The 249-nt window shown below is 37.8% G+C and carries 1 pseudogene; it reads right to left on the reverse strand.

Annotation, left to right across the window (positions count from 1 at the left end):
* A pseudogene (locus tag G6042_RS14680) lies at positions 1 to 249 on the reverse strand (IS21 family transposase); the annotation flags it as partial.

Below are 249 nucleotides of genomic sequence, written 5' to 3' on the forward strand. Positions count from 1 at the left end.
AAATGTTTTGGATGGCTTTAAAGCTGTAAATCCTAAAATCAAGTGCGCGTTTACAAGCGTTGATTAATCGTTGTTTTCCAACTTTCTTCTCAAAGTTCAATATCCCTAAACAACTTTTATAAGCTTGCTCGGGGTGATTTCTACTTTCGATAATTTGGATAATATAATCCGCTACTGCTTGGTCAATACTGTTTGCCCAATCAATAAACCGACTAGCACTCCAATCAGCAACAAACTGGTGTGTGCTGG

The organism is Flavobacterium solisilvae, assembly GCF_012911605.1.
Classification (GTDB): Bacteria; Bacteroidota; Bacteroidia; order Flavobacteriales; family Flavobacteriaceae; genus Flavobacterium; species Flavobacterium solisilvae.